This is a genomic window from Variovorax paradoxus EPS (assembly GCF_000184745.1).
GTDB lineage: Bacteria > Pseudomonadota > Gammaproteobacteria > Burkholderiales > Burkholderiaceae_C > Variovorax > Variovorax paradoxus_C.
Window position 1 is genome coordinate 2,988,996 of record NC_014931.1, and the last position, 19,778, is coordinate 3,008,773.

Annotated in this window: 17 protein-coding genes and 1 pseudogene; 14 read left to right on the plus strand and 4 right to left on the minus strand. The window is 65.9% G+C overall.

The genetic code is table 11. From position 1 onward, the window contains the following. Window positions 1–110: 110 nt before the first annotated feature. Window positions 111–2,585, minus strand: coding sequence for a hypothetical protein (locus tag VARPA_RS31990; protein WP_416367504.1), 2,475 nt, complete (start codon window positions 2,583–2,585; stop codon window positions 111–113). Here VARPA_RS31990 and VARPA_RS31995 point away from each other — a divergent pair. The 4 genes from VARPA_RS31995 to VARPA_RS13945 all read left to right on the plus strand — a co-directional run bounded on the left by VARPA_RS31995 (window position 2,535) and on the right by VARPA_RS13945 (window position 7,288). Next, on the plus strand, window positions 2,535–3,968 hold the full coding sequence (locus VARPA_RS31995; RefSeq protein ID WP_416367505.1) for a hypothetical protein: 1,434 nt from the start codon (window positions 2,535–2,537) through the stop codon (window positions 3,966–3,968). The genes VARPA_RS31990 and VARPA_RS31995 overlap by 51 nt on opposite strands. A gap of 399 nt (window positions 3,969–4,367) precedes the next feature. Next, window positions 4,368–5,288, plus strand: a complete 921-nt coding sequence (locus VARPA_RS13935) for an MBL fold metallo-hydrolase (protein ID WP_144299120.1) — start codon at window positions 4,368–4,370, stop codon at window positions 5,286–5,288. Next, the gene (locus VARPA_RS31510; RefSeq protein ID WP_013541210.1) at window positions 5,285–5,653 is read left to right on the plus strand and encodes a hypothetical protein; all 369 of its coding nucleotides are present in this window, start codon (window positions 5,285–5,287) and stop codon (window positions 5,651–5,653) included. Before VARPA_RS13935 ends, VARPA_RS31510 begins: the two co-directional genes overlap by 4 nt. Before the next feature lie 162 nt (window positions 5,654–5,815). Beyond that, window positions 5,816–7,288 (plus strand): hydroxysqualene dehydroxylase, encoded by a 1,473-nt coding sequence (locus tag VARPA_RS13945; RefSeq protein ID WP_013541212.1) that lies wholly within the window; start codon window positions 5,816–5,818, stop codon window positions 7,286–7,288. A 95-nt stretch (window positions 7,289–7,383) separates the two neighbouring features. On the opposite strand, the gene VARPA_RS13950 is transcribed toward VARPA_RS13945, so the two are convergent. Further along, on the minus strand, window positions 7,384–7,767 hold the full coding sequence (locus VARPA_RS13950; RefSeq protein WP_144298985.1) for a hypothetical protein: 384 nt from the start codon (window positions 7,765–7,767) through the stop codon (window positions 7,384–7,386). 394 nt (window positions 7,768–8,161) lie between these two features. Here VARPA_RS13950 and VARPA_RS13955 point away from each other — a divergent pair, with 394 nt between their 5' ends. After that, a complete protein-coding gene (locus VARPA_RS13955) occupies window positions 8,162–8,650 on the plus strand; it encodes a DUF2231 domain-containing protein (RefSeq protein ID WP_013541214.1) in 489 nt (162 codons plus the stop codon). 52 nt (window positions 8,651–8,702) lie between these two features. Here VARPA_RS13955 and VARPA_RS32000 read toward each other — a convergent pair. After that, window positions 8,703–8,889: pseudogene (locus VARPA_RS32000) on the minus strand (hypothetical protein); the annotation flags it as partial. A 788-nt stretch (window positions 8,890–9,677) separates the two neighbouring features. Between VARPA_RS32000 and VARPA_RS13960 the strand changes: the two are divergent. The 6 genes from VARPA_RS13960 (at window position 9,678) to VARPA_RS13985 (ending at window position 15,980) form a co-directional block, all read left to right on the plus strand. After that, the gene (locus tag VARPA_RS13960) at window positions 9,678–10,058 is read left to right on the plus strand and encodes a hypothetical protein (RefSeq protein ID WP_013541215.1); all 381 of its coding nucleotides are present in this window, start codon (window positions 9,678–9,680) and stop codon (window positions 10,056–10,058) included. Window positions 10,059–10,205: 147 nt separating this feature from the next. Then, window positions 10,206–11,162 (plus strand): Ku protein, encoded by a 957-nt coding sequence (locus tag VARPA_RS13965; RefSeq protein ID WP_013541216.1) that lies wholly within the window; start codon window positions 10,206–10,208, stop codon window positions 11,160–11,162. Between the two features lie 63 nt (window positions 11,163–11,225). Beyond that, the gene (gene ligD, locus VARPA_RS13970; RefSeq protein WP_013541217.1) at window positions 11,226–13,790 is read left to right on the plus strand and encodes a DNA ligase D; all 2,565 of its coding nucleotides are present in this window, start codon (window positions 11,226–11,228) and stop codon (window positions 13,788–13,790) included. A 22-nt stretch (window positions 13,791–13,812) separates the two neighbouring features. Continuing rightward, complete coding sequence (locus VARPA_RS13975; protein WP_013541218.1) at window positions 13,813–14,049, plus strand: hypothetical protein; 237 nt, start codon at window positions 13,813–13,815, stop codon at window positions 14,047–14,049. Between the two features lie 156 nt (window positions 14,050–14,205). Then, entirely contained in the window at window positions 14,206–15,138 is a 933-nt protein-coding gene (locus VARPA_RS13980) for a Ku protein (RefSeq protein WP_013541219.1), read from the plus strand. Then, window positions 15,135–15,980, plus strand: coding sequence for a tetratricopeptide repeat protein (locus VARPA_RS13985; RefSeq protein ID WP_013541220.1), 846 nt, complete (start codon window positions 15,135–15,137; stop codon window positions 15,978–15,980). Before VARPA_RS13980 ends, VARPA_RS13985 begins: the two co-directional genes overlap by 4 nt. Before the next feature lie 37 nt (window positions 15,981–16,017). Here VARPA_RS13985 and VARPA_RS13990 read toward each other — a convergent pair whose 3' ends face one another. After that, window positions 16,018–16,896: an aldo/keto reductase family oxidoreductase gene (locus tag VARPA_RS13990; protein WP_013541221.1), complete on the minus strand. Its 879-nt coding sequence runs from the start codon at window positions 16,894–16,896 to the stop codon at window positions 16,018–16,020. 115 nt (window positions 16,897–17,011) lie between these two features. Here VARPA_RS13990 and VARPA_RS13995 point away from each other — a divergent pair, with 115 nt between their 5' ends. The 3 genes from VARPA_RS13995 to VARPA_RS14005 all read left to right on the plus strand — a co-directional run bounded on the left by VARPA_RS13995 (window position 17,012) and on the right by VARPA_RS14005 (window position 19,746). Next, window positions 17,012–17,911, plus strand: coding sequence for a LysR family transcriptional regulator (locus VARPA_RS13995; RefSeq protein ID WP_013541222.1), 900 nt, complete (start codon window positions 17,012–17,014; stop codon window positions 17,909–17,911). Window positions 17,912–18,115: 204 nt separating this feature from the next. Next, a complete protein-coding gene (locus VARPA_RS14000; RefSeq protein WP_013541223.1) occupies window positions 18,116–18,415 on the plus strand; it encodes a helix-turn-helix domain-containing protein in 300 nt (99 codons plus the stop codon). Beyond that, the gene (locus tag VARPA_RS14005) at window positions 18,415–19,746 is read left to right on the plus strand and encodes a HipA domain-containing protein (RefSeq protein ID WP_013541224.1); all 1,332 of its coding nucleotides are present in this window, start codon (window positions 18,415–18,417) and stop codon (window positions 19,744–19,746) included. Before VARPA_RS14000 ends, VARPA_RS14005 begins: the two co-directional genes overlap by 1 nt. Window positions 19,747–19,778 lie beyond the last annotated feature (32 nt).

The window sequence follows — 19,778 nt, forward strand, 5'->3', positions numbered from 1 at the left end:
CCCTATCTGTTCCTTCAATTGAGGAGAATCAGATGGCAATAGAAAACTCGGCTTCGGCGGCGTCCCCGTCTGAAGGAAAGATCACCCCGGTCGTTCTTGCGCAAGGTCAGCTACAACCGCTGGCTCCTGCAGGTGCAGTCGTACCCGCAGCCGAGGGCGCAGGACGCGCCACCATCGGCTCGCTCACCGACGCGACGCCCGGCACCATGGTCGTTCGCGACGGCAACAAGCTGGCGGTTCAGGGCACGCACGACCTGATGACTGGCGACCGCGTGCTCGTCCCCGACAACGGCCACGCCAATGTCATCTTTCCTGGCTCTCCCGGAAACAAGGCACCGCTTGCCGGCGTGTTCACCGGCGGCACGGATGCCTTGATCGGCTCCACGAAGTTGCCAGGCGGCCTCGAGCAAGTCGACGTCAACGTCGCCTCGGGCGATCTCCACATCACGCCTCCGGACAGCGACGCTGACGCTGCCGCGGTGGCCATCACGAAGTCGACCCCCGCATCTGGCGGTCTTGGATTGGGCGAGTTCGCCCTGGGCGCGCTGGGCGCCGGCATTCTCGCGGCAGCCCTCGGCGGCGGCGGCAGTGACGGCGGATCGGTTCCTTTCCTCGTTCCTGGCATTGGTGAATCGGACGCCGACGCAGATGCGGATGCGGACGCCGATGCGGACGCAGACGGTGATGCCGACGCCGACGCCGATGCCGATGCCGATGCCGATGCCGATGCCGACGCCGACGCCGACGCCGATGCCGATGCCGACGCCGACGCCGATGCCGATGCCGATGCCGATGCCGATGCCGATGCCGATGCAGACGCTGATGCAGACGCCGATGCCGATGCCGATGCCGATGCCGATGCCGATGCAGACGCTGATGCCGATGCAGACGCTGATGCCGATGCAGACGCCGATGCCGATGCCGATGCCGATGCCGATGCTGACGCTGATGCCGATGCCGATGCCGATGCTGACGCTGATGCCGATGCTGACGCTGATGCCGATGCCGATGCTGACGCTGATGCTGATGCTGATGCTGATGCTGATGCTGATGCTGATGCTGATGCTGATGCTGATGCTGATGCTGATGCTGATGCCGATGCTGACGCTGATGCTGATGCTGATGCTGATGCTGATGCTGATGCCGATGCCGATGCCGATGCCGATGCCGATGCCGATGCCGATGCAGACGCTGATGCCGATGCCGATGCCGATGCCGATGCCGACGCCGACGCTGATGCTGATGCTGATGCCGATGCCGATGCCGATGCCGATGCCGATGCCGACGCCGACGCCGACGCCGACGCCGATGCCGATGCCGATGCCGATGCCGATGCCGATGCAGATGCAGATGCCGATGCTGATGCAGATGCCGATGCCGATGCCGATGCCGATGCCGATGCCGATGCAGATGCAGACGCTGATGCAGATGCAGATGCAGATGCAGACGCTGATGCAGATGCAGATGCAGATGCAGATGCAGATGCAGACAGCCACCTGCTCGACCCCAGCGACACGCTGGTAGGCAATGTGATCGGTGCGGTCGACGACACGCTGGGCCTTGGTGGGGTCCTTGATCCCCTCGCCCCAGTGGTCGACGGTGTGACCGATGTCGTGGACGACGTCCTGTCGCCCATCGTCGGAGAGGACTTCACCGCGGACGACCCGAACGAGTTCGATCCTGTGGACACCGCGGTCGACAACGTGACGAACAACGTCGGTGGTGCACTCGCGCCGGTGGTCGACGGCCTTCTCGGAGAGGGCGTCACCGATGCCCTCGTCGATTCGCTCAACGAGCAGGTCGACTACGTCACGGACGCGCTGAACAACGGTCTGGAAAATGTCCTTGGAAGCGACGGCCTGCTCGGTGGCGTGACCGCCGGCCTCGGAATCGACGAACTTGTCGATGGGCTTCTGACGACCGATGGCGCCGTGGGTCAGGTGGTCGAGGCTCTTCTCGGCGACAACGGCCTGCTCGGCGAAGCCTTGGGCGAGGACGGACTCGTCGACCAGTTGCTGGGTGACGACGGCCTGCTGGGCGGTCTGCTCGGCGGCGACGGCGGTCTCCTCGGCGGTGTCCTGGGTGACGACGGCCTGCTGGGCGGCTTGCTCGGCGGCGACGGCGGTCTCCTCGGCGGTGTCCTGGGTGACGATGGCCTCCTGGGCGGCGTCCTCGGTGGCGACGGTGGCCTGCTCGGCGGCATCCTGGGCGACGACGGCCTCGTAGGCGGTCTGCTCGGCGGTGACGGCGGCTTGCTCGGCGGCGTGCTGGGTGACGACGGCCTCCTGGGTGGCGTCCTCGGCGGCGACGGCGGTCTCCTCGGCGGTGTCCTGGGTGACGACGGCCTGCTGGGTGGTCTGCTCGGCGGCGACGGCGGTCTCCTCGGCGGTGTCCTGGGTGACGACGGTCTGCTGGGCGGCTTGCTCGGTGACGATGGATTGCTCGGCGGACTTCTTGGCGAGAACGCCGGTTTGCTCAATGGCCTGCTCGGCCAGGACGGCGCTCTTGCAAATCTCCTGGGCAGCGACGGGCTCGTGGGCGAGCTGCTTGGCGAAGACGGCCTGGTCGACAACCTCCTTGGTCAAGGTGGCCTCGTTGAAGGTCTGCTGAGCGAAACCCCGCTGAGCGATTTGCTGGGCGGTTTGCTAGGCGGCGACGGTGGTCTCCTCGGTGGCGTGCTGGGTGACGACGGCTTGCTGGGTGGTCTGCTCGGCGGCGACGGTGGTCTCCTCGGCGGTGTCCTGGGTGACGACGGCCTGCTGGGCGGCTTGCTCGGCGGCGACGGTGGTCTCCTCGGTGGCGTGCTGGGTGACGACGGCTTGCTGGGCGGCTTGCTCGGCGGCGACGGTGGTCTCCTCGGTGGCGTGCTGGGTGACGAGGGCCTGCTGGGCGGTCTGCTCGGTGGCGACGGCGGCCTGCTCGGCGGCGTGCTGGGCGACGACGGTCTGTTGGGCGGCTTGCTCGGTGGCGACGGTGGTCTCCTTGGCGGTGTGCTGGGTGACGACGGTCTGCTGGGCGGCTTGCTCGGTGGCGACGGTGGTCTCCTCGGCGGTGTCCTGGGTGACGACGGTCTGCTTGGCGGCTTGCTCGGTGGCGACGGTGGTCTGCTCGGCGGTGTCCTGGGTGACGACGGCCTGCTTGGCGGCTTGCTCGGTGGCGACGGTGGTCTGCTCGGCGGCATCCTCGGCGACGACGGCCTCGTGGGCGGTCTGCTCGGCGGTGATGGCGGCCTGCTCGGCGGCGTCCTCGGCGACGACGGCCTCGTAGGCGGCCTGCTCGGCGGTGATGGCGGCCTGCTCGGCGGCGTGCTGGGTGACGATGGTCTCCTGGGCGGCGTCCTCGGTGGCGACGGTGGCCTGCTCGGCGGCATCCTGGGCGACGACGGCCTCGTAGGCGGTCTGCTCGGCGGTGACGGCGGCTTGCTCGGCGGCGTGCTGGGTGACGACGGCCTCCTGGGTGGCGTCCTCGGCGGTGACGGTGGCCTCGGTGGCTTGCTCTTTGGGAACGGCGGTCTGCTGGGCGGCGAAGGCGGTCTGCTTGGCGGCGTTCTCGGCAACGAGGGCGGCTTGCTCGGGGGTGTCGTCGGCGACGAGGGTCTGGTCGGCGCGCTGCTCGGCAATGACGGTCTTGTCGGCAGTCTGCTTGGCGCCCAGAACGGCGACACCCCCCTTGCCAACATCCTTCAGCCGGTGACGGATCTCCTCGGCGGCATCACTGGAGGTGCTCCTGCGCTGGACTCGCTCGGCGAAAGCGTGAGCAGCGTGCAGGAAGCCGTGGTCGACATCCTTGCAGGCTCAGGGTCCGGCGCGCCGGTGGCGGGAATCGTGACCGATGTACTGGCGGGCGTGGACAACGCAGTGGGCTCGAACCTGGCCGAAATCGTGACTCCCATCTCCAGCCAGGTCGAACACGTGGCGGGCAATGTGGTGGCGCCTGTCACCAACATCCTTCACGGCCTGCTGGGGTAAGGCAGGAAAGCGAAGCCGCTCGTCGGCTTCGCATGTCAAAAAGCCCGGCTTGCCGGGCTTTTTGCTTTTCAGCCTGGAGGCTCGCAAGTGAACCCGGAATGGGCCGCCGCAGGTCCGGCTGGCAGTCATCGAAGGAGCAGGCGAACGGCGGCAGGTACACCTTCAGTGGATCGAGAAAAACCGGACGCGCACCGCCGGGGTCTTTGGGCGTGCGGCTCCGGCATGGCTCTGGCAGGACCGGTTTCCATCGGTTCGTCCTTTCATGCGATGGCCCGGGGCCGGCAATCCGCGTTCCCGCTGCACCGACGACAAGTGGCGCATGGCGCCGGGCCCGCCGCTTGCCCGTCGAATGGCTCGATCCTTTTGCCAAGGCAGCCGTTCTTCATCCGCCACACCATGATCATTGCCCACCACCTCAATTGCGTCTCGGCGTGCCCGCTGGGAGGCCGTCTCATGGACGGCCGCAGCCGCAGCGCCTTCGAGCGCGGCTGCCTGTGTTGCCACTGCCTGCTGCTGGAAACCGACCATGGCCTGGTCCTGGTCGACACGGGCTACGGGCTGCGTGATGTGAACGATCCGCGGGGCCGCCTCAGCGGGTTCTTCCTGCGGCTGATGGACCCGGACTTTCGCGAGGAGATGACGGCCGTGCGCCAGATCGAACGCCTCGGGTTCTCGGCCTCGGACGTGCGCCACATCGTGCTCACGCACCTCGACTTCGACCATGCAGGCGGGCTGGACGACTTTCCGGCGGCGCGCGTGCACATGATGCGCGTCGAGCGGGATGAGGCGCAGCGACAGCGCACCTGGCTGGACCGCCAGCGTTTCCGCCCCCAGCAGTGGAGCAGCCGGGAGCGCTGGCAGGTTTACGCCGCCGGGCGGGGAGAACCCTGGTATGGCTTCGACTGCGTGCGGCAGTTGCAAGGATTGCCGCCTGAAATACTGCTGGTGCCGCTCGTGGGCCACACGCTCGGGCATGCGGGTGTTGCGGTGCGCGCGTCTTCCTGCGGCTGGATGCTGATGGCGGGTGACGCCTATTTCCATCATCGCGAAATGGATGCCCGCGATCCCTGGTGCACGCCGGGCCTGCGCTTCTACCAGACGATGATGGAGAAGGACCGTGCTGCGCGCCTGCACAACCAGCGGCGGCTTCGTTCGCTGCGCGAGCGCTTCGGTGCCGAGATCACGCTGCTGAGCGCGCACGATCCAGTGGAGTTCGAGCGCGCCGCAGGCCGGGACGTGAACATGCCCGCGGATCGCGGGAGCAAAGCGGACAAGTTCACTTGGGCGGCATGGCCTCACCGTCGTGAGGAGCACTCATGAGCCCGGCACCAGCGATCCGCGTGTTCGTGACTGCACTGCTTGCGTTCGCGCTCGGCTTGCCGCTCGCCTACCAAGCCTCGTACCCGGCCTCCAAGGCGGGTGTGCCGGCGCTTGGCCGCGCGCTCAACGAAGAGCTTCGGTTGGCCGGCCTTTCGGGTGTGCTGACGTGTGAGCCGCGACTCGAATCCAATTCGCGCTTGCCCCGGGCTTCTCTTCGAAAGATTGAGTCCTTCCGGGTTGACCAACAGTGGATGCCAGTTCAGCCGTTCGCCGGGATGCCCGCCTACGGTGATACGCGACATGCACGCAGCGCCGCACCGGAGCCGCCTCGCCACGCTGCTTGCTTGTCAATGCAGGAGTCGTGATGTTCAGGCTGATCAAGATCGCAACGGTGGCATGGATGGCTATCAAGTGGTACCGGCGCCGCAAGACGGCGCCCGCGGGGGGAAGCGTGCGTTCGTCCGGCCCGGGCTCTGCACGCGTGCCGGACAGAATGAGCTGACCGCACGCGACCAGGCCGGGCTGACATGGACCGGTTCGCTCATCGGTCGACACCGGAGGACATCACGGCCGATGTGGTGATCGCCGGTGGCGGCATTGCTGGCTTGTCGTGTGCCGCATGGCTTGCCGCCGACTGCGGCTTGCGCGTGGTCCTCGTGGAGAAAGACAACCAGTTGGGCGGGCGTGCGGCAAGTTGGCTCGACCCGACGACCGGAGACGCGGTCGACATCGGGCCGCATGTAATCACTTCCGAGCACCGCAATTTCCTTGCGCTGCTTGAGCGCCTCGGAACGGCCGGCCAACTCCAATGGCAGCCAGATCCGCTCATCACCTTGCTCGATGGCGGTCGTCAGTTGCGCATGCATGCCCCACGGTGGCCCCCGCCGCTGCATGGCCTGCCCAATCTGCCTAACGCCCTGCGATGCATGTCATGGCGCGACCTGATGTCGAACATGAGCGTCGCCTGGACCGCGGCGCGGCTCGACGAACGCCAGACGCTTGCGCTCGACGATCTGGACGCGGAGAGTTACCTGCGTCTCCATGGCGTCAGCGGCCGGAGCATCGACTGGTTCTGGCGGTCGTCGATGCTGGCCCTGCTGAACGTTCCGCTCGCCGAATGCTCGGCGGCAGCGGTGATGCGCGTATTCAGGTTGATGCTGGGGCGCAGCGGCTACTGCTTCGGCTTCCCGAAGGTCGCGCTTGCGGACCTGTTTGCACCGGGCTGCCGGAGGGCCGTCGAGGCCGGGGGAGGCCAGGTGCATACATCCTGCGCTGCGCGCTCGCTGCTCGCAACGGCAGGCGGCGCCTTCGAAGGAATGTTGCTCGAAGACGGCCGCATCGTCCGTGCCCGCGCAGGCGTCCTGGCCCTGCCGCCGCAGGCACTTGCAGCCCTCGCGGGGGATGCCGCGGGCGCCGCGTCGGATTGCTTTGCGAACGGCGCGTTGTTCAAACCCTGCGCCTATGTGAGCACGATGCTGTGGTTCGACGACAAGCTGACGCCTGAGCGCTTCTGGGCCCGGGTCTGGGCTGAAGGTGATCTGAACACCGACTTTTACGACCTGTCGAACATCCGGCCGCAGCGCCCGCGCACCGGTTCTCTGATCGCGGCCAACGCCATCCATGCCGATGAAGCCTGGACCTGGAGTGATGCGCGGCTCGTGGCGCAAACGCGACGGGAGCTTGCGGAATTCGCACCCGCCGCTGCCGGCGCGTTGCTGCGTCATTCGCGCGTGCATCGCATCCCGATGGCGGTGCCTTGCCCGGCCCCGGGCACCGAGCGGTTGCGACCCGCAGCGAGCACCGCGGTGCAGGGCCTGTGGCTCGCCGGAGACTGGACGGCGACGGGACTGCCGTGTTCCATGGAGAGCGCAGCCCGCTCCGGTGCCCTGGCAGCAGAGCATGTGGCGGCGGCCTTCGGTAGAGGGCTCCGGCACGCACTGCCAGCGCCTTCGGTTCAATGGCCGATAGCGGCGCTCACGCACAGTGGTTCGCGTCGGTAGTCCGTGTGGTCGCCGCTTTCTGTGCGTGGCAGCCATCCGACTGTTCTCTTGCGAGTTGCTGCCACTCCAAGCTCAGGCGGAGCCGGCCAGCCGGCTCAGGGATTTTTCGACGAGGTCGATTTCATGGGATCCCGCTCGCCGCGAACCTCCTCTTCGTCGCCCACACGGTGTCCTTGCGTCACAGGCCCGTTGTAGACCGCATCCAGCACCGGACCCCGGTCTGTGTCCTGGCTGGTGACCGCGTCCTGATAGGCGACTTGCCCAACTTCTGCCATCGAAGGGCTCGCGGCCGCTTGGCTGCTCGCCGATTCATCCAGTTCATTGGGTTGCTGGGGTACGGGCCGCTGCAGACCATCGCCGCTGGCTTGCGACCATCGCGTCTCGCCGGGGCCGGCAGTCCGGCGACGGTCTGCCTTGGCTCCCGTCTCTTGCGTGCCTGCCGATTTGTCCGGATCGCGGTTGCTGTCTAGGTCTTTCATGTCCATCCGTTCTCAATGTCGGTGCGCCTCGTTGCAAGGTGCATTCGTGCGAATCCGCTGAAGTAGGACTTCCTTTACAGCGCCCGTAGGCGATCCGCAGGATTGGCGCAAGTGGGCGGGCCGTCGATCGCCGGACCGCTCGCGTGGTCACGCGGCACACACGAACGAGCGTTCGCCACTGCACTGCACTGCACTGCACTGGGCGTGCGGTCCCATCGCTCAACACGCCGCTGCGCAGATGCCCGATGCGCAGCTGTCCCGAATCGCATTGCCTTCTCCGCCGGGGGCGCGGCAACGTAGGAAAGTACCGACCGGGCCATGCGCCTGTTTCTCGCTCCTCTGCATGTCAGCGGTGGTTGATATCGCTGCTTCCCCATTCGGACTGGAGACTGACATGCATGCAAGCGCACGGTTCCTCGGCCATCCTGTGCACCAGATGCTGGTGGTGTTTCCGCTCGGGCTTCTCGCCACGGCGGTCGTGTTCGATGTGATCCATCTCGTCGGAGGCAGCCAGGTGATGGCGGCCGTGTCGTACTGGATGATCGCCGCCGGCCTTGTTGGCGGCGTGCTTGCGGCGCCATTCGGCCTCGTGGATTGGCTCGGCATTCCCAAGGGCACGCGCGCACGGCGCATCGGCGCGATGCATGGCATCGGCAACGTGCTGGTGTTGCTGTTGTTCGCCCTGAGCTTTCTGCTGCGCGACCGCGACTATGCCCCCGGGTTCGGCCAGATGGTCTGGGCCTTCATGGGCGCGGCCATCGCGCTCGTCACTGCGTGGCTCGGCGGAGAACTCGTCGACAGGCTCTCGGTGGGCGTCGATGACGATGCGGGCGTCGATGCGCCCAGTTCATTGCGCAAGGCAGGCATCGCGGCGGGAAAGTAGCGGCGCTTGCCCTCGCTTGCCATCCTCACGACACCGGTCGCCTTGTGGTGGCGATGCTGGTGAAGCATTCCCGCCAGAGCCGCCCCCCGGAGCCGCAGAGAGGTGAGCGCGACCAGCAAGGCCACACCCATGACCGCGACCACGATGAAGGTATGGAGCAGGATCGGTTCGCGCAGCGGGACGGCTTCGATGTCGGGCCGTCCGAAGATCAATGTGGCAATGCTGTCTGCGTCGCGCATCCGGATGCCCGGTGGTGGTGGAGAGTGCCCGCGGGCAATCCGCGTCCCTGCAAAGCGCAACGGGCCGGGTCGCGATCCTGTAACTTGTTCTGCAGACGAGGGCGAAGCTTTGTCGTCCTCGTCGCAAGGGACAACCGTGTTCGCCGCACTGGCACTGCGTCGAGCAGTTGTCCCACACTGGGGTGATCGTCGCACCGAGAATTTGTCCCAGCCTCATGGAGGGGTCCATGGGGCTGTCGTACCGTTGGTCCGGCCTCTGGCCGGACCTTTTTTGCCCGGCCACACCGCAAGGCGCGGCGCGGCCGGATACCTTCAAGGCCATCGCTCGCAGTGCCGCGTGTTCAACCGCGCTCAGGAATCGGTGGATATTTCTTCGAATGCGCGAACGCCATGAAAGCGCTTGCGGGGTGCGTGCCCTTGCGGACCCGGGCGTACTCCGCGCGCACTGCGGCGGCAGTGCGTCGCAGCCGCCTCGATTCCGCGATCTCGCGCGCTGCGATGGCAGTGATTGCAGTGAGCTTCTCTTCAGTCGGATCGGATCGTTCGTGGCGCATGGCGCAATTGAAAAACGCACCGGTGTCTGGATTCGGCCGACGGGGTAAGGAGCCGGTAAAGCCGCGTGACTTCTTGCATCGTGCAGCGCGGCTCGGCGAGATCATCCGCATGCATTTGCGGCGAAGTCCGACTTGCTCGAGGAGCGATCCGAGTTCCGCTTGGATCGGTCCCGCCCGCTCAGCGTGTTCGCCACCCCCGTGAAGAATCAACCAGACGCCTTGAGGAGACCGAACATGGCGACGAAGACGCAAGGTGATCTGCGACAGATCTCCGTACACATCGAAGAGCCCAAGGCCGGTGCGTTCGAATGGGTGCTCAGCGAGGCGGACGCCGAGGATTCCGGCAACTGGCAACCCTTCCAGCGCTCCCGCAGGGCCGCAAGCACCTACAAGGCGGCGATGGCCGACGGTCTGGTCGCGCTCGAATCCCTGATCGACGACCTCGACAAAGGTCCCCGATCGAGCACGGCCCGTGACCACGAGCCCGAGCCTGAGACCACCCCGGAAAGCGAACGCGCCGGCAAGCGTGCTGCCCGCGCGGCGCCAAGGCAGGAACCGCCCGCGAAGCCGGCCGGACGCACCCGCACGGCATTCGGGTTCGGCGTGATGCCATAGCGCTTCGCCGGCCGCCTACGCCATGTGCGCCATGTGCGGCATGTCCTCCGGGGAGCGCCGGTCGCGTCCCACATCGCCGCGTGCCGGCCAGCGCAATGCTGCCGGACATCTTCGTACCCCCGACCAAGTACTCCCCAAGGAAAGTCCATGGCCACTGGCAGCAGAACCCTCTGGAAAGGCGCGATCACCTTCGGCCTGGTCCACATTCCCGTCGGCTTGCACACGGCGAGCATCGAGCAGGGCGTGGACTTCGACTGGCTGGACAAGCGCACCATGGACCCGGTGGGCTACAAGCGCATCAACAAGAAGACGGGCAAGGAGATCGACAAGGACAACATCGTCAAGGGCGTCGAATACGAGGACGGCAAGTACGTCGTGATCTCGCCCGACGAAATCGAAGCCGTGTACCCGCGCACCACCCAGACGATCGAGATCCAGCGCTTCATCGATGCCAACGAAATCCCCTTCGTGTATCTGGAGCGTCCGTACTACGTGGCCCCGATCAACAAGGGGCAGAAGGTCTACGCGCTGCTGCGCGAGGTGCTGATCAAGTCCGGCAAGGTCGGCCTGGCCAAGGTGGTCATCGCGACCAAGCAGCACCTGGCGGTGCTGGTGCCGTCGGGCAAGGCACTGGTGCTCAACCTGCTGCGCTGGGGTGACGAGGTCAAGACGCTCGAGGGTCTCGACCTGCCCGCCGCGGGCGTCAAGGGTGCCAACGTATCGGCCGCGGAAATGAAGATGGCGGAGCAACTCGTGAATGACATGTCGGGCAAGTGGGAACCCGAGGATTTCAAGGACGAGTTCAAGCATGCGGTGATGAAAATCGTCGAGAAGAAGGTGAAGGCGGGCGACACCGAAACCGTGATCCAGCCGGAAGAGGAGGCGCCGGAAGAAGCCTCGAACGTGATCGACCTGACCGAGTTGCTCCAACGCAGCCTCAAGGGAGGCGGGTCGGCCAAGACCAAGGCCCCCGCGGCCAGGAAGCGCAGCGCCAAGACCACGGCCAAGACTACGGCCAAGACCACGGCCAAGTCCGCCACCAAGACCAAGGCGCGAAAGAGCCCTGCGAAGAAGACGGGCGCTGCGGCCAGGAAGGCCGCGTAGCAGGCGGCAAGCCAAGCCGTCCGCTTGGGCAGCGCGCCGCAGCAATTGGAGCAACGAGGAACGATGGCCAAGGGCGACGCGCTTTCCACGTACAAGTCCAAGCGGAATTTCGCCGTGACGGCGGAGCCCGCCGAGGGTGGCCGGCCGAGTCCCCACGCGCTGTCGTTCGTCGTGCAAAAGCATGCGGCGTCGCGGCTGCACTACGACTTCCGACTCGAGCTCGACGGGGTAATGGTTTCCTGGGCGGTGCCCAAGGGGCCCAGTTTCGACCCCAAGGAAAAGCGCATGGCCATCCACGTGGAGGACCATCCGATCTCCTATTCATCCTTCGAAGGAACGATTCCGCCGAAGCAGTACGGCGCCGGGACGGTGATCGTCTGGGACAACGGCACCTGGGAGCCGGTGGGCGATCCACGCAAAGGCCTGGCCGCCGGCAAGCTGGTGTTCCGGCTGCACGGCCAGAAGCTCGAGGGCCTGTGGGAACTGGTCAACATCGCCAAGGGCGGCGAACGGCAGGAGCCCTGGATTCTGTTCAAGAAGAAGGACGAATACGCGCGTGCGCATGCCGACTACGACGTCGTGACAGCGTTGCCCGACAGCGTGATCGCCAAGCCGATCAGGAAGGTGCGCGCCCGTGCCTCCGCCCGCAGCACTGCGTCGGCGCGGCCCGCGCCTTCCAAGGCGCCCAAGCCGCTCGCCCGCGCGCCCGCGAAAGCGCTGCTGGCGCTGCCGGCGCAGATCAAGCCGCAGCTGGCCACCCTGGCCGCAGGCGTTCCGTCGGCCGGCGAGTGGCTCTATGAAATCAAGTTCGATGGCTACCGGCTCATGGCCCGGCTCGACAAGGGGGAGGTCGCGCTGATAACGCGCGGCGGACACGACTGGGCGGCCAGGATGCCGACGCTGGTGGACGAACTCGGCGCCCTGGGCCTCGGCTCGTCGTTCCTGGACGGCGAAATCGTGGTGCTGGGACCCCGTGGTGCGCCCGACTTCAACGCCTTGCAGAACGCCTTCGATCGCGGCCGAGACACACAAGACATCGTGTTCTTCGTGTTCGACGCTCCCTTCTTCGAAGGCCAGGACCTCAGACAGGTGCCGCTGCGCGATCGCCGGCAACTGCTGCACGACTTCCTTGCGGAGAAGGCCAGCGAACACGTCAGGTTCAGTGCCAATTTCGAAGCCGATCCGACGTCGCTGCTTCGCTCGGCCTGCCAGATGGAGATGGAAGGCGTGATCGCCAAGCGCGCCGACGCACCCTACGTTTCCCGGCGCAGCGAAACCTGGCTGAAGCTCAAGTGCAAGCTGCGCCAGGAGTTCGTGATCTGCGGCTACACCGACCGCACCGACGAGGCCGACCAAGTCGGCAGCTTGCTGCTCGGTGTTCACGACGACGGCGGCAAGCTGGCGTCGGTCGGCAGCGTCGGCACAGGCTGGAGCGGCGAGGAAGCCCGTGAGATCAAGCAGAAGCTGCTGCCGCTGGCGGCCGCGAATTCGCCTTTCGAAAAAGGCGACACCAAGCCGGGTCGCTGGTCCAGGCGCAAGGCCGGCAGCGAGCGTTGGGTGAAGCCGCAGTTGCTGGCGGAGGTCAGCTTTGCGGAATGGACGCCCGACGGGCAAATCCGCCATGCCTCGTTCATCGGATTGCGCGATGACAAGCCCGCCAAGGTCATCGTGCGGGAGCGCCCCAAGGCCGTCGGCGCGCCTGCCGCTGCGGCGTCCAGCCGCACGGCCGCCGGCTCGTCGAGCGCTTCGATCACGGTGACGCACGGCGACAGGGTCATCGATGCCACCACGGGCATCACCAAACTGGATCTGGTGCGCTATTACGACTCCGTGGCCGAATTCATCCTGCCGCATCTCAAGGGTCGTCCTTGCTCTTTGGTGCGCGGCCCGACAGGCGTGACCGGACAGCTGTTCTTCCAGAAGCACGGCGAAAAGATCGGCATTCCGGGCATCACCGAACTGCCCGAGAGCCTGTGGCCGGGCCACGCCGCACTGCTGGAGATCGGCAACGCCAAGGCGCTCTCCGGCGCCGCCCAGATGAACGTGATCGAGTTTCATACGTGGAACTCGACAGCGAAGGCGATCGACAAGCCCGACCGCATGGTGTTCGACCTCGACCCCGGCGAAGGGACCGCCTGGGGCCACATCCAGGAAGCGGCGACGCTGGTGCGCGCGATGCTCGAAGCCCTTGGCCTGAAGGCATGGCTGAAAACCAGCGGGGGCAAGGGGCTGCATGTGGTCGTCCCCCTGGCGCCGCGATACGACTACGAGACCGTCAAGGGGTTCTCCCAGGCGATCGTGCAGCACATGGCCAGGACGATCCCGGCGCGCTTCGTGGCCAAGAGCGGCCCGAGCAACCGCGTGGGAAAGCTGTTCGTCGACTACCTGCGCAACGGGCACGGCGCGACGACCGCGGCTGCGTTCTCGGCGCGCGCGCGGCCCGGCCTGGGCGTTTCGATCCCGGTTTCGTGGGACGACCTGGGCAGCCTCAAGAGCGGCTCGCAATGGAATGTTCGAACAGCGCGCGAACACCTGTCTTTCCAGACAGAGGATCCATGGGCCGGCTACTGGAAAACGCGCCAGCCGCTGGCGCAGGCCATGAAGCGACTCGGCTATGAAAAACGCTGACTGAACGAGGACAGGAAAAATCATGAAGCTTTCACATCTCGCACTGACCGTGATCGAAGACCCGCTGCACGACGGTCGCTATCACTGGCTGCTCCTGACGGCCAGCGGCGATGCCGACCAGGTCAAGGAGTTCGACGCGTCGGACAAGTCCTTTGCATCCGCGCACGAAGCCTTCGAGGCGGGCGCCGTGCGGTGGCGACAGGAAATGTCGCGCGAGAACGAAGACGCCGACCCCGTCGGGGATGCCCGCATCGACTGACAGAAATACCCGCATGAGAAGCAGGGCGGAGCGAACCTGGTTCTGCAACTCGGCGTCGGCAGGTTGATACAGATAGATGCGCCGCATTGACGCCTTTGGCCTCTTTTCCACGGCCGAAAAAAATGGCATGTTGATCTGCGTCGCAAAGGAGCCGCCATGCCCACCCCTCGCTCGATCGCTTCCCTGTCGCTCGGCTTCGGCCTGGTGTCGATACCCGTGCGGCTCTACACCGCCACCGAGAGTTCTGCGGCCATTCACTTCAACCTGCTGTCGAAGGAGGGGACGCGGGTGAAGCAGCAGTACGTTTCTGCGCTCAACCCGAAGAAGGTCATTCCCCGCGCGGAAATGGTCAAGGGCTACGAGTTCGATACGGACCGCTTCGTCATCTTCCAGCCCGAGGAGCTGAAAGCGCTGGAGGATGGCGCGAGCCACCTGATCGACATCGTCGCGTTCATTCCGGCCGACGCGGTCGATCCGATCTACTACGACAAGCCTTATTTCCTCGCGCCGGACAAACGCGGCGGCAAACCGTACAACCTGCTGAAGAAGGCGATGCTGACGAGCGGGCGCTGCGCCTTGGCGAAGTGGGCCTGGAAGTCCAAGCAGTACGTGGTCCAGGTGCGTGCCCAGGAGGACGGACTCGTCCTGCAGCAGTTGTTGTATGCGCAGGAGGTGCGCTCCATCCAGGACCTCGGCATCGAGCAGCTCGAACCCTCGGCCGCGGAACTGAAGCTGGCGCTGCAGCTGATCGATCAGATCTCGCAGGACAGCTACGACCCGACGATGTTCGAGGACGAGGAGCAAAAACGCATCCTGGCGGCCATCGACGCAAAGATCGCGGGCCAGGAGATCGTGGCGACCGAACATCCCGAGGACGGCGAATCTTCCGGCCAGGTGATCGATCTGACCCAGATGCTCATGGCGAGTCTCGACCGCAAGGGCGGGGGGGCACACAAGCCGCGGACGATGCCGGCGAAGGGCACTCAGGTGGTGACGCCCATCCGCAAGCCGATCGCCAAGGCCAAGCGCGCCCCCAAGGCTGCTGCAAAGGCGGCCGCACCTGCGCCACGCACGAGAATGAAAAAGTGACGGCGCCCGAGGAATTCCCGCTGTCGCTGCGCAACGTGCTGAATTCGTTCGGCCTGTCGCGCCACACGGTGCTCAAGCTGATCGAGCTCGGTTTCGTTGCCCCGGTGAAGGCGGATGACAACGTCTGGAAATTTTCCTTCCAGGATCTCGTGCTCCTTCGGTCCGCAAATGAATTGCGAGCGGCACGTATTCCCACGCGGCAGATTCTCAAGGCGCTGCGCCAGCTTCGCGCGTCGCTGCCCGAAGATCAGCCGCTGCAGGGCATGCGGATCACGTCCGAAGGGGATCGCGTGACGGTCCGCTTCGGAGACGCGCATTGGGAGCCCCGGACGGGGCAGTTCGTGCTGGATCTTCAGATCAGGTCTGGCGAAAGCCCGCTGCGCTTCTTTCCCTCTAAACCTGGGCCGAGTGTCGGTGCCGTCGCGCTCGATGCGCGTTTTGCCGAGGCTGAAGCGTTGGAAGAAACGGCCCCCAGGATCGCCGAGGCGCTCTACCGAAGCATCCTGGCGGACGATCCCACGTATGCCCACGCGTACCTGAATCTCGGCTTCATGCTCTGCGAATCCGGCGTGTTCGATGCGGCTGCGTCGCTCTACGAAAAAGGGTTGCGGTTCTGTCCCGACGATCCGCTGATGCATTTCAATCTCGCCGTGGCGCTAGAGGGTGTCGCCGACGTGGACGGCGCATTGGCGAGCTACGAAGAAGCCCTGCGGCTGCAGCCGGATCTGCTCGACGCGCATCGGAATGCGGCCCTGCTGTATGCCGACAGCGGGCGGCAACAGATGGCCATCCGGCACTTCAGCGCGTTCCGGCGATTGCAAGCCGGCAAGCAGACGAATTGAAGGAGCGGCCTGCGCGTGTGGTGCGAGGCCGCGAGATTCATCCGGCCTTGGCCGCAGCCACACGGTCCAAAGCCTCCATCGCATCGGCAGGCAACGCCAGCTTCCCTGCGGCCAGGTTCTCGCGCAGATGCGCGACCGACCCGGTGCCGGGAATCAACAGGATGTTGGGCGAGCGGCGCAGGAGCCAGGCCAGCGCCACCTGCATCGGCGTGGCGCCCAAACGCTGCGCGACCTCGGAAAGCCCGGAAGACTGCAGCGGCGTGAAGCCGCCCAGCGGGAAGAAGGGAACATACGGAATGCCGTCGCGCGCCAGGTCATCGATCAGCGCGTCGTCGTTGCGATGCACGAGGTTGTACTGGTTCTGCACGCAGGCGATGCGGCAGATGCCGCGTCCTTCCGCGACCTGTGTGGAGGTGACGTTGCTCAAGCCTATGTGCCGCACGAGCCCTTGGCGCTGCAGATCGGCCAGCGCTGCCAGCGGTGCCTCGATCGATCCTTCGGCCGGGCCGTGCACATCGAACATGATGCGCAGGTTCACCACCTCCAGCACGTCCACCCCGAGGTTGCGCAGGTTGTCGTGCACCGCCTGCGTGAGCTCGGCGGCAGAGAACGCCGGCAGCCAGCCGCCCGTGTCGGAGCGCTTCGCCCCGATCTTGGTGACGATGACGAGGTCTTTCGCGTAGGGCGAGAGCGCCTCGCGGATGAGCTGGTTGGTGATGTGCGGGCCGTAGAAGTCGCTGGTGTCGATGTGATCGACGCCGCTGGCAACCGCTTCGCGCAGCACGGCCAGTGCCGCCTCGCGGTCCTTCGGCGGGCCGAACACGCCGGGGCCGGCGAGCTGCATGGCGCCGTAGCCGAGCCGATGGACGGTGCGGTCGCCGAGGGTGAAAGTGCTGGGGGTCTGCGTGCTGGTCATGTTGGCTTTCCTGGATGTCGTGTCGACGAAGAAGGTGTCGTGAAGCCAGTCTAGGCAGCGGGTCCGTGTTTGATAAGCCGTGATAATCGGCACGGGCTGTGCAGGATTCAGAACAATGAAAGTCGATCTCGGAGATCTCAACGCCTTCGTGGCGGTGGCGGGCGCCAAGGGCTTTCGGGACGGCGCGCGCCTGAGCGGTGGGAGCGCTTCGAGCTTGAGCGAGGCTGTGCGCCGGCTGGAGACGCAGCTCGGCGTTCGCCTGCTGCATCGCACGACCCGCAGCGTGCGCCCCACGGAAGCCGGAGAACGCCTGCTCGAGCGGCTGCGGCCCGCGCTCACCGAGGTCGAGGCGGCGCTCGACGTGGTGAACGGCTTTCGCGACCGGCCGGCGGGCACGCTCAAGCTCAATGTGCCGATCAGCGCCGCGCGACTCGTGCTGCCGTCGATCGTGCCGCCGTTTCTGGCCGCTTACCCGGAAATCTCGCTGGAGGTGATCGCGGAGGACGGCTTCGTCGATGTGCTGGCCGCCGGTTGCGATGCCGGCATTCGCTACGACGAGCGGCTCGAACAGGACATGGTCGCGGTGCCGATCGGCCCGCGCGTGCAGCGTTTCGCGGTGGCCGCAGCACCGTCGTACCTGGACCGCCGCGGCAGGCCCGAGCATCCGCGCGACCTGCTCGGCCATGCCTGCCTGCGCGGGCGCTTCGCCAGCGGGTCGATGCCTCCGTGGGAGTTCGAACGCGATGGCGAAGCCCTGCGCATCGATGTGACCGGCCAGTTGATCGTTCGGATCGGCTCGGCCGCCGATCTCTCGGTCGATGCGGCCATCGCCGGTGCCGGTGTGATCTACCTGTTCGAGGACTGGCTGCGGCCCCATCTCGACAACGGTGCCCTCGAGCCGATCCTGGAGCCTTGGTGGCCGCGTTTCTCCGGCCCCTTTCTCTACTATCCCGGCCGCCGGCTGCTGCCTGCGCCGTTGAGGGCGTTTGTGGATTTCATACAGGGTGGGGGCTGAGTTGCGGGTTGCCATTTCGGCGCCGCCGTAGGCTGAACCATGGGACCCCGCCAAGTAAGCTGGCGCGCAGCTATTTCGCATTCACATTGTTCCGGTATGCCGGAACAAACGCATTCAGAGGCGCGGGTGGCGATTGTTTCGTCATTGCGAAACTAATGGCGACTTTTCAGCTTTCGGCTTATAGTTCCGGAAATACGGAACAATATGGCCCGCACACTTCCTGAATTCCAGCAGAACCTGAGTCCAGCCGCGGCATCCCTCGAGCAGCTCGGCAAGCTCGTGCGAAATCGACGCGCTCAGTCGCGCATGCGCATCGACGACGCTGCGTCCCTCAGCGGAGTCTCCAGCGACTTGCTTTCGCGTTTGGAGAACGGCAAGCCGGTGACCGTGGACAAGCTCATGCTGGTGTTGGAAAGCCTGGGCCTTCGCATGCTCGTCGTGCCCAAGACCGCCATTCCTGTCCTCGAGGCAGCGCTTGACCCCTCCGCGGGCGAGGGGCGGTGATGGACGGGTACATCCTGGACGTCTACGCGGGAGCCGTGCGGGTCGGCACGCTCGGCTATGACCAGGCTCAGGATGCCTTCCACTTCGACTACGGCGCTGCCTGGCGGACGTTGCCAGGCCGGTACCCGCTCTCGCCCCATCTGCCCTTGGAGGGGAGCGCGTCGCCGCAGGCCATCCGCCGTTTCCTGGAGAACCTGCTCCCTGAAGGCGAGGCGCTCGCTGTGGCGGCCACCGATGCGCGCGTGGCGCGCAACAACGTCTTCGGGCTTCTGCGCCACCTCGGACATGAGACCGCTGGCGCGCTGAGCTTTGTCGCTGCCGGCCAAGAGCCGGCCGAGCAAGAGCCACTGCGCCGGCACCTGCCGCTCGAGGAGCTGCAGGCACGGATCGACAACCGCGCGAACGAGCCCTTCAACCGGTGGGACGGCAAAGTGCGCATGTCCATCGCGGGGCATCAAGACAAGCTTCTGGTGGCCGTCGAGGAAGACAGGCTGTTCCTGGTCGACGGGGTGCTGTCGTCCACGCATATCCTCAAACCAGAGCCTGTGCGTGAGGACGCAAGGTGCATGGTGGCCAACGAGCATTTCTGCATGCAATTGACCCATCGCATCAGCATGCGGCGCTGGAAGGCGCCTGGTGCCGCGCACGTGAGCATCCTGCGAGTGCCGTCGCCGGTCTTGAGCATCGAGCGATTCGACCGCCGCAAAACGCCGGACGGCGTCGAGCGGTTGCACGTCATCGACGGGTGCCAGGCGCTGGATCTGTCGGTGAATGCAAAGTACGAGCGCAACGTCGGGGACCAGCCGGAGGTGCGGCACATTCGCGATGGCGCCAGTTTCGAAAAGCTCGGCGCACTCCGGCCCGGGTTCGTCGAACCGGCGCTGGGCATGCAGCGCCTGGTCCTTTGGGCGGTCACGACCCTGCTGTTCGGCAACAGCGATTCGCATGGCAAGAACATCTCGTTCTTCGTCGACCGCACAGGGCTCACGCCCACGCCGCTGTATGACCTGGTGAGCGTCGTGCAGTACGCGGCGTTTCATCACGACCTGGCGATGGCATTCGGGGACGAGTTCGAACTGGATGCAGTGCGTTCGTTCGCGCTTGCCGACTTCTGCATGCGCTTAGGCATCGACCGCAGGTACTTCGCACGCGAGCTGACGCGACTCTGCGATTTCGCACTTCAAGAGGCGCCCGCGCAGGCGGCGGACGCTGCGTACACGGGAGAGGAAGTCGCCTTCGTGCAAGACCTTGCTCAGTTCGTGGCCCGACGGGCGCGGGCCTTGTTGGCCATGGCGCGCGATATCCCGAAATTCACCGCGGATCACTTCTAGTCGTCGGCGTCGCAAGACCAGAGCCGGAGCAG